Origin of the sequence: Pseudoxanthomonas broegbernensis, assembly GCF_014202435.1 — a bacterium.
In the GTDB taxonomy this organism is placed as follows: Bacteria; Pseudomonadota; Gammaproteobacteria; order Xanthomonadales; family Xanthomonadaceae; genus Pseudoxanthomonas; species Pseudoxanthomonas broegbernensis.
In genome coordinates this window covers 94433-102476 of the sequence record NZ_JACHGU010000007.1, presented here as the reverse complement: position 1 = coordinate 102476, position 8044 = coordinate 94433, and the positions used below count along the sequence as shown (strand labels likewise).

The 8044-nt window shown below is 69.6% G+C and carries 10 protein-coding genes and 1 tRNA gene; 3 read left to right on the top strand and 8 right to left on the bottom strand.

The window, feature by feature from the left end; translation table 11 throughout:
• Positions 1 to 325 precede the first annotated feature (325 nt).
• From HNR76_RS13300 to rplM, 4 genes are all read right to left on the bottom strand, one after another.
• A complete protein-coding gene (locus HNR76_RS13300; protein ID WP_162311584.1) occupies positions 326 to 1363 on the bottom strand; it encodes a sensor domain-containing diguanylate cyclase in 1038 nt (345 codons plus the stop codon).
• 106 nt (positions 1364 to 1469) lie between these two features.
• Positions 1470 to 1544, bottom strand: a tRNA-Gln gene (locus HNR76_RS13295).
• A gap of 122 nt (positions 1545 to 1666) precedes the next feature.
• Positions 1667 to 2059, bottom strand: a complete 393-nt coding sequence (gene rpsI, locus HNR76_RS13290) for a 30S ribosomal protein S9 (RefSeq protein ID WP_162311583.1) — start codon at positions 2057 to 2059, stop codon at positions 1667 to 1669.
• Positions 2060 to 2069: 10 nt separating this feature from the next.
• Positions 2070 to 2498, bottom strand: a complete 429-nt coding sequence (gene rplM, locus HNR76_RS13285) for a 50S ribosomal protein L13 (RefSeq protein ID WP_162311582.1) — start codon at positions 2496 to 2498, stop codon at positions 2070 to 2072.
• A gap of 220 nt (positions 2499 to 2718) precedes the next feature.
• Here rplM and coq7 point away from each other — a divergent pair, with 220 nt between their 5' ends.
• Complete coding sequence (coq7, locus tag HNR76_RS13280; protein ID WP_162311581.1) at positions 2719 to 3360, top strand: 2-polyprenyl-3-methyl-6-methoxy-1,4-benzoquinone monooxygenase; 642 nt, start codon at positions 2719 to 2721, stop codon at positions 3358 to 3360.
• A 97-nt stretch (positions 3361 to 3457) separates the two neighbouring features.
• Here the strand turns inward: coq7 and sugE are convergent, their stop codons facing one another.
• Both sugE and speD read right to left on the bottom strand, forming a co-directional pair.
• The gene (gene sugE, locus HNR76_RS13275) at positions 3458 to 3778 is read right to left on the bottom strand and encodes a quaternary ammonium compound efflux SMR transporter SugE (RefSeq protein WP_162311580.1); all 321 of its coding nucleotides are present in this window, start codon (positions 3776 to 3778) and stop codon (positions 3458 to 3460) included.
• A 198-nt stretch (positions 3779 to 3976) separates the two neighbouring features.
• Complete coding sequence (gene speD, locus HNR76_RS13270; RefSeq protein WP_162311579.1) at positions 3977 to 4771, bottom strand: adenosylmethionine decarboxylase; 795 nt, start codon at positions 4769 to 4771, stop codon at positions 3977 to 3979.
• Between the two features lie 135 nt (positions 4772 to 4906).
• On the opposite strand from speD, the gene crp reads away from it, so the two are divergent.
• The gene (gene crp / locus HNR76_RS13265; RefSeq protein WP_162311578.1) at positions 4907 to 5596 is read left to right on the top strand and encodes a cAMP-activated global transcriptional regulator CRP; all 690 of its coding nucleotides are present in this window, start codon (positions 4907 to 4909) and stop codon (positions 5594 to 5596) included.
• 84 nt (positions 5597 to 5680) lie between these two features.
• On the top strand, positions 5681 to 6433 hold the full coding sequence (locus HNR76_RS13260; RefSeq protein WP_162311577.1) for a sulfite exporter TauE/SafE family protein: 753 nt from the start codon (positions 5681 to 5683) through the stop codon (positions 6431 to 6433).
• A gap of 28 nt (positions 6434 to 6461) precedes the next feature.
• Here HNR76_RS13260 and HNR76_RS13255 read toward each other — a convergent pair whose 3' ends face one another.
• Both HNR76_RS13255 and trpC read right to left on the bottom strand, forming a co-directional pair.
• Positions 6462 to 7196: a haloacid dehalogenase-like hydrolase gene (locus HNR76_RS13255; RefSeq protein WP_162311576.1), complete on the bottom strand. Its 735-nt coding sequence runs from the start codon at positions 7194 to 7196 to the stop codon at positions 6462 to 6464.
• Positions 7193 to 7987, bottom strand: coding sequence for an indole-3-glycerol phosphate synthase TrpC (gene trpC, locus HNR76_RS13250; protein ID WP_162311575.1), 795 nt, complete (start codon positions 7985 to 7987; stop codon positions 7193 to 7195). Before trpC ends, HNR76_RS13255 begins: the two co-directional genes overlap by 4 nt.
• Between the last annotated feature and the right edge of the window lie 57 nt (positions 7988 to 8044).

Here is an 8044-nt window from a genome sequence, read left to right as displayed (position 1 = left end):
CCCGGGACAGCGCGCGGTGCATGATGCCATGCACAAGGACGCTTGCAAGCATCCCCTCCGCGGATCAGGTGCGGATCAGGTGCTGTCAAGTTGCCGATGAAACGGCCTCGGGCACTTGGCCACGCTGTCGGTGCGCGGGGATGGCGGCTACGCACTGGCCTGTTCGCGCTGCTCGGCCGCGGACCGACATGCGAGGTCTCCGCATCCCGTACAGGCTGCGTGCAAGGCGAACCAAACCGGCAGTCTTGCAAGTAGAAACCGAGGACGCTACAGCGGGCGACGCACCGGCCGGCACCGGATCACGCAGAGGCGGACGGAAACCGGATCAACCACGCACGCAGTTGCGATCGTCGGCCTTGGCCCGGTACAGCGCCTCGTCGGCCGCCCCGCTCCAGTCCTCGATCGTGTCCATGCCCGGTTGCAGCTCGGCGACGCCGATGCTCAGGGTGACCGGGACGCCGCCGACGGCGACCCGGTCGGCCACGGCCTGGCGCAGGCGCTCGGCCATCTCCAGCGCGGCCTGGTGGTCGGTGCCGGGCAGCAGCACGCCGAACTCGTCGCCACCATAGCGGCCGGCCGAGTCCACCCCGCGCAGGCTGGCATGCAGCAGCGCGGAGACCTCGCGGATCACCTGGTCGCCGGCCAGGTGGCCATGGGTGTCGTTGATCCGCTTGAACTCGTCGATGTCGATCATCAGCAGCGAGGACACCGCGCCGTAGCGGCGGAAGCGCTGCAGTTGCGAGGCCACCTGCGCCAGCCACTGCGGGCGCGTGGCCAGGCCGGTCTCCGCGTCGATCCGCGAGACGTGCTCGAGCGTGCGCTTTTGCGCGCGCACCTTCTCGGCGAACGTCCGCGCGGCCACGCCGATGGCCAGCAGGTACAGCACCAGGAACGGCAGGCACCACAGCATCGTGGCGAAGCGGGTATGCGGCTGGAAGGCGAAGCCGTTGAGCGCCGACGTCGCAACGGCCACGCCCGCCATCGCCCCCATCGAACGCCGCGCCAGCTTCCAGCCGCCGGCGACGGTGCGGTCCATCGCCATCACCGCGACCAGCAGCGCGGTGGGCAGCAGGTCGAACTGCGCCATCGCCACCCAGAAGCCGGCCAGCGCGGTGTCGACGGTGAGGTTGCGGAATTCGGCCCGCAACGGATCGGCCGATGCGGCCGACAGCCGCCACGCCAGCAGCGGCCATGTCAGGCAACTGAGCACGAGCAGCAACAGCCAGACCGCAGAGGCGCCCTGGCCGTGCATCGCCGAGGCCACGCCCAGCAGGCCGGTGCAGAATCCCAGCGCGCGCATGGCGCAGGTGTAGCGCACGAAGAGCGCGACCCCTGAGTGGTGCATGCTGGGATGATCGGACATGATCGGCAGTCGCGGGATCGAAGACGGTCCGGATGCAGGAATCATGCCACGGCGCAGCACGCGGATACGAAAAAGCCCGGCGCGCGGCCGGGCTTTTTCGTGGAGATGGCAGCCCCGGATGGATTCGAACCACCGAATGCCTGAGTCAGAGTCAGGTGCCTTACCGCTTGGCGACGGGGCTGTAGGGTGCGGATTATAGGCTCGCACGCCGGCGAATGCACGCCGACGGCAGCGGCAGAAGCGGACCTGCCGGCCCGCCTCGCGCAGGCCACCCCCGCGCAGGGGGGCGGCCCATCCAGCGCATCAGCGCTTGGAGAACTGCGTGGCGCGGCGAGCCTTGTGCAGGCCGACCTTCTTGCGCTCGACCTCGCGGGCGTCGCGGGTGACGAAGCCGGCCTTGCGCAGGTCGCTCTTGAGCGTCTCGTCGTACTCGACTAGGGCGCGGGCGATGCCCAGGCGGATCGCACCGGCCTGGCCGGTGGTGCCGCCGCCGATGGCGGTGACGACGACGTCGAACTTGTCGGTGCTCTGGGTCAGTTCCAGCGGCTGGCGCACGATCATGCGCGCGGTCTCGCGGCCGAAGAACTCGTCCAGCGGACGACCGTTGACGGTGATGTTGCCGCTGCCCTTGCGCAGGAACACGCGGGCGGTGGCGGACTTGCGACGGCCAGTGCCGTAGTTTTGCGTGGTAGCCATCGTATGTGCCTTAGATGTCCAGCGGCTTCGGCTGCTGCGCCGCGTGCGGGTGTTCGGAACCGGAATAGACCTTGAGCTTGCGATACATCGCGCGGCCCAGCGGCCCCTTGGGCAGCATGCCCTTGACCGCGGTCTCGATGACGCGCTCCGGGTGGCGCTCCAGCGCCTGGGCCAGGGTCTCGCTCTTCAGGTTGCCGATGTAGCCGGTGAAGCGGTGGTACATCTTGTCCTGCAGCTTGTTGCCGGTCACCGTGATCTTCTCGGCATTGACCACGACGAGGTAGTCGCCGGTATCCACGTGCGGGGTGTAGACGGGCTTGTGCTTGCCGCGGAGGCGGTGGGCAAGCTCGGCGGCCAGGCGGCCGAGGGTCTTGCCGGAGGCGTCGACGAGATACCAGTCGCGCTGGACGGTCTCGGACTTGGCGGTAAAGGTCTTCATGTGAACTCGGGTCGTTGGTCGGGCGGATTCCGCAGCCGGGTTGCCCGGGCGGAACTTTGCCTCGCGTTGTGAAAGATGCAGCAAAGAGGCGGAATGATAGCCGTGCCGCCCAGGCACTGCAAGCCGGCCCGTTCCCTCCGGGACCTGCCCTTGGCAGGGCGCCGGCCGTGGGCGGAGAATCGATGCGGGCCGCCGGACCCGGCCGATACCAGGAGCCGCCATGTCCGCCGTCCGCCACCTGTCCCTGCTCGACCGTGCCCTGGTCGAGGCCCAGCGCGCCCTGGAAACCACCCTGGGCGACCCGCCGGCCCTGCGCCCCTGTCCCGCGCGGGCGGCCGACCCGGTACTGCCGAAGCCGGCGCGGCGCCACGCCGCCGGGCTGATGCGGATCAACCACGTCGGCGAGGTCTGCGCCCAGGGCCTGTATTTCGGCCAGGCCGCGGTCGCCCGCGACCCGGCCACCCGCGCGCACCTGCTGGATGCCGCGCAGGAGGAAACCGACCACCTGGCCTGGTGCGCCCAGCGCCTGCGCGAACTGGACAGCCGCCCCAGCGTGTTCAACCCGCTGTGGTACGCCGGCAGCTACGCCATCGGCACCCTGGCCGGGCTGCGCGGCGACGGCTGGAACCTGGGCTTCGTGGTGGAGACCGAGCGCCAGGTCGAGGCGCACCTGGACGAACACCTCCAGTCGCTGCCGGCCCAGGACCTGCGCAGCCGCGAGATCATCCGGGTGATGAAGGAAGACGAGGCCCGCCATGCCGACCACGCCGAGCAGGCCGGCGCCCGGGCGCTGCCGCCACCGATCCCGCAGGCGATGGCGCTGGCCTCGAAGCTGATGAAGCTGGTGGCCTACCGGCTCTGAGGGCCGCGCCGGGACGCACGACGGGCTCTGCGCGCCATGCGCCTCTGCAGGGGCCGTCCCGCCGGCCCTGCGGGCGCACGGCCATGAACCGGCCCGCTCAACCCGGCGAGGCCAGCTTCAGCCCCACCACGCCGGCCACGATCAGGCCGACGCAGGCCAGCCGCACCGGCGAGGCGCTCTCCCCCAGCAGCACGACCCCTATCAGGGCCACGCCGCAGGCGCCGATGCCGGTCCACACGGCATACGCGGTGCCCACCGGGATCGTGCGCAGGGCCTGGGTCAGCAGGTACAGGCTGACCGCGGCCGCGGCGGCCGTGCCCAGGCTGGGCCACAGCCGGGTGAAGCCGTCGGTGTGTTTCAAGCCCAGGGCAAAGCCGATCTCGAACAGGCCGGCCAGCATCAGGTAGATCCAGGACATCGTCTTCCTCCTTTGGCTCCCGCCCGGTGCGTCCGCACCGGACACGGATAAAAAAAAAACGGTCCGGAGCCAATGCTCCGGACCGCCGTCGGTCTTCGTCTGCGGCCGGGGGCCGCACGCGGGTCGTCCCGCGCATTCGTGGACCATCCTGCCGCTGCCGGGCTGAATCCCGGCGCACCAGGCGGAAGGGAGCCCCCCTCACTCCACCAGGTTGCGCCCGTGGAACAGCTCCTCGATCTCGCGCTTGAGCAGCGCCTCGATGCGCATGCGCTCCTTGAACGAGAGGTTGCGCGCCTTCTCCTCGAACAGGTAGGTGTCCAGGTCGAACTCCTTCAGGTGCATCTTGGTGTGGAAGATGTTCTCCTGGTACACATTGACGTCGATCATCTCGTAGCGCGAGCGGATGTTCTTGGCCAGGTAGTCCTGGATCGAGTTGATCTTGTGGTCGATGTAGTGCTTCTTGCCCTTGATGTCGCGGGTGAAGCCGCGCACCCGGTAGTCCATCACCACGATGTCCGACTCGAAGCTCTCGATCAGGTAGTTCAGCGCCTTCAGCGGCGAGATCACCCCGCAGGTGGCCACGTCGATGTCCGCGCGGAAGGTGGCGATGCCGTTCTGCGGGTGCGTCTCCGGGTAGGTGTGCACCGTGATGTGGCTCTTGTCCAGGTGCGCGACCACCGCGTCGGAGATCACCTCCTTGCCGGCCTGCTTCTTGTCGATCACCGGCTCCTCGGAAATGAGGATGGTCACCGACGCACCCTGCGGGTCGTAGTCCTGGCGGGCCACGTTGAGGATGTTGGCGCCGATGATCTGGGCCACGTCGGTCAGGATCTGGGTCAGGCGGTCGGCGTTGTACGCCTCATCGATGTACTCGATGTAGCGCTGGCGCTCGTCCTCGGAGACCGCGTAGCAGACGTCGTAGATGTTGAAGCTCAGCGCCTTGGTGAGGTTGTTGAAACCTTGCAGCCTCAGGCGCGGCAGGGGTTTGACCACGGCGGTCATGTCTCTGGGCGGGTGGGAAACGCGGCATTATGGGGCAAACCGGATGACGGGGGTATGCCCCCGCCCGGCGGCCGTTTGCCCGGCGGGCCGCATGCGGATACCCTTCGCCATCGCATCTAGATATTCATGAACGCCAGGAAACCCGCCATCGTGTCCCCCGTGCGTTTCGCCAGTAGTCCGCTATCGCTGGACCAGGCCGCCACTGAGCGTTTCCTGGCCCATTGCCAGCGTCGGCGCTATCCCAACCGCACCGACGTGTTCCGCCCGGGCGATCCGGCCGGCACGCTCTATTACGTCGTCAACGGCTCGGTCAGCATCATCGCCGAGGAGGAGGACGGCCGCGAACTGGTGCTTGGCTACTACGGCGCCGGCGAGTTCGTGGGCGAGATGGGCCTGTTCATCGAGTCCGACAGCCGCGAGGTCATCCTGCGCACGCGCACCGCCTGCGAACTGGCCGAGATCAGCTACGAGCGGCTGCAGCAGTTGATGCTGGGCCCGCTGGCCGCGGATGCGCCGCGCCTGCTGTATTCCATCGGCGTGCAGCTCTCGCGCCGCCTGCTGACCACCAGCCGCAAGGCCAGCCGCCTGGCCTTCCTGGACGTCACCGACCGGATCGTGCGCACCCTGCACGACCTGTCCCACGAACCCGAGGCCCTGAGCCACCCGCAGGGCACCCAGTTGCGCGTCTCGCGCCAGGAGCTGGCGCGCCTGGTCGGCTGCTCGCGCGAGATGGCCGGCCGGGTGCTGAAGAAGCTGCAGGCCGACGGCCAGTTGCACGCGCGCGGCAAGACCGTGGTCGTCTACGGCACCCGATGAACGTCGCGGGCTGATGCATCCCCGCTTTTCTGTCCACGTCCGTCGTCCGCCGGGCGGCATGACCCTGCCCCGGATATTCGGCTGATGGATTTTGGTGAAACCTTTTTCTGGTTCGTGCTGATCGGCCTGTGCGCCCAGCTCGTCGATGGTGCGCTGGGCATGGCCTACGGCCTGGTCTCCTCCTCGGTATTGCTGGGCATGGGCCTGCCGCCGGCCCAGGTCAGCGCCAGCATCCACGCTGCCGAGGTCTTCACCACCGGCGCCTCCGGCGTGTCCCACCTGGCGCTGGGCAACGTCGACAAGCGCCTGTTCCTGCGCCTGGCCATCCCCGGGATGATCGGCGGCATCATCGGCGCCTACGTGCTGACCCGGATACCCGGCGATGTGATCCGGCCGTTCGTCTACGCCTACCTGCTGGTGCTGGCGGTGCTGATCCTGGTCCGCGCCAGCGGGCGGATGGTGCCGCGGCGCGAGGTGCGCCGGGTGCCGGTCCTGGGCTTCTTCGCCGGCATGCTGGACGCCAGCGGCGGCGGCGGCTGGGGCCCGCTGGCCACCTCGACCCTGCTGGCCGGCGGCGGCCAGGCCCGCACCGTGATCGGCTCGGTCAACGCCGCCGAGTTCGTGGTCACCCTGGCGGTGTCGGTCACCTTCTTCCTGTCCATCGGCCTGCAGCACCTGCAGATCGTGCTGGGCCTGCTGGTGGGCGGCATGATCGCCGCGCCGGTGGCCGCGGTGCTGGTCAAGCGCGTGCGCGAGCAGTGGGTGCTGGTGGCCGTGGGCTCGCTGGTGCTGTGCATCAGCCTCTACCAGATCGGCCACGCCCTGCTGAGCCTGTAGGCGCCGGGCCGCGCCGGCGCGCCGGTGCCTAGAGGAGCGCATCCCCGTCGGGATCGCCGCCGCGGTCGCGGCAGCCCCAGTTGAGGATCGGGGTGCCGGGCGGCAACGCCTGGCGGAAGAACGCCACCCGCCCGCGCTTGGGGTTGACCACCACCGGCCGTCGCGCGGCGCGCAGCAGCGGCAGGTCGGCGGTGCTGTCGGAGTAGGCCACGTCGATGTCGCCATGCCCGCGTTCGCGCAGCATGCGCATCTTCTCCTCGCTGTGGCAGTGGCGGGTGGCCACCACCGCGCCCAGGCGCACGCCCACCGCGGTGCCGATCACCGTCACGTCCTCGTGGGCGACGAAGCCCAGGATGGCGCGCGCCAGTTCCGGCGGCGCCCCGGTGGCCACCACCACCCGGTCGCCACGTGCCCGGTGCCGCGCCAGCACGTCCAGCGCGACCGGCAGCAGGCGTTGCGCGATCTCCTCACGGTGGGTGGCCACGTAGCGGTCGATCACCCGGTCGAACTCGCGCACCCTGTGCAGCCCGAAGCTGCCGATCCACGCATAGCCGGAGATGCCCCAGCGCCGCGTCGGCAGCAGCGCGACCATCGGCCCGAGCACCGGCGTGGCCAGCAGCGCGGCCAGCACCCGCAGCGGGTTGCGCCGGATCAGCCAGGCGAACAGATGGCTGCCGGAATCGCCGTCGTAAAGCGTATGGTCGAAGTCGAACACCACCAGCGGCGCATCGGCGCGCGGCTGCGGGTACGGCCCGGCGTTCATGCCTCGAAGAACAACTGCCGCAGCGACTCGCCCGGTTCCGGCGCGCGCATGAAGGTCTCGCCCACCAGGAACGCGTGCACGCCGGCCTGGCGCATCCGCGCCACGTCCTCCTGGCCGAGGATGCCGCTCTCGGTCACCAGCAGGCGGTCGCGCGGCACCGCGTCCTTCATGCCCAGGGTGGTCTCCAGCGAGACCTCGAAGGTGCGCAGGTTGCGGTTGTTGATGCCCACCAGCGGCACCGGCACCTGGATGGCGCGCTCCAGCTCGTCGATGTCGTGGACCTCCACCAGCACGTCCATGCCCAGCTCCAGCGCCCGTCCGGACAGCTCGGCCAGTTGCACGTCGTCCAGCGCGGCCACGATCAGCAGGATGCAGTCGGCACCCAGCACGCGCGCCTCGTACACCTGGTAGGGGTCGATGGTGAAGTCCTTGCGCAACACCGGCAGGGTGCAGGCGGCGCGCGCCTGGCGCAGGAAGTCGTCGCTGCCCTGGAAGAAATCCACGTCGGTCAGCACCGACAGGCACGAGGCGCCACCGAACTCGTAGCTCACCGCGATCTCGGCCGGACGGAAGTCCGGGCGGATCACGCCCTTGGAAGGGCTGGCCTTCTTCACCTCGGCGATCACCGCCGGGTCGCCGCTGGCGATGGCCGCCTGCAGCGCGGCGGCGAACCCGCGTACCGGACCGGCATCGCGCGCGCGCGCGCGCATCTCTGCCAGCGGGATGCGCGCGCTGCGCTCGGCGATCTCTTCGGCCTTGCGGGCCAGGATGGTCTGCAGGATGTCGCTCATGGCAATCAAGGGCTGACGCGGCGGACCGGCATTCTCGCATGAGCCGGCCGGGGGCCG

Bases quoted from the DNA above. Each gene is read 5' to 3' on its own strand.
- HNR76_RS13300 (WP_162311584.1), bottom strand. From the start codon at position 1,363: ATGTCCGATCATCCCAGCATGCACCACTCAGGGGTCGCGCTCTTCGTG.
- rpsI (WP_162311583.1), bottom strand. From the start codon at position 2,059: ATGGCTACCACGCAAAACTACGGCACTGGCCGTCGCAAGTCCGCCACC.
- rplM (WP_162311582.1), bottom strand. From the start codon at position 2,498: ATGAAGACCTTTACCGCCAAGTCCGAGACCGTCCAGCGCGACTGGTAT.
- coq7 (WP_162311581.1), top strand. From the start codon at position 2,719: ATGTCCGCCGTCCGCCACCTGTCCCTGCTCGACCGTGCCCTGGTCGAG.
- sugE (WP_162311580.1), bottom strand. From the start codon at position 3,778: ATGTCCTGGATCTACCTGATGCTGGCCGGCCTGTTCGAGATCGGCTTT.
- crp (WP_162311578.1), top strand. From the start codon at position 4,907: ATGAACGCCAGGAAACCCGCCATCGTGTCCCCCGTGCGTTTCGCCAGT.
- HNR76_RS13260 (WP_162311577.1), top strand. From the start codon at position 5,681: ATGGATTTTGGTGAAACCTTTTTCTGGTTCGTGCTGATCGGCCTGTGC.
- HNR76_RS13255 (WP_162311576.1), bottom strand. From the start codon at position 7,196: ATGAACGCCGGGCCGTACCCGCAGCCGCGCGCCGATGCGCCGCTGGTG.
- trpC (WP_162311575.1), bottom strand. From the start codon at position 7,987: ATGAGCGACATCCTGCAGACCATCCTGGCCCGCAAGGCCGAAGAGATC.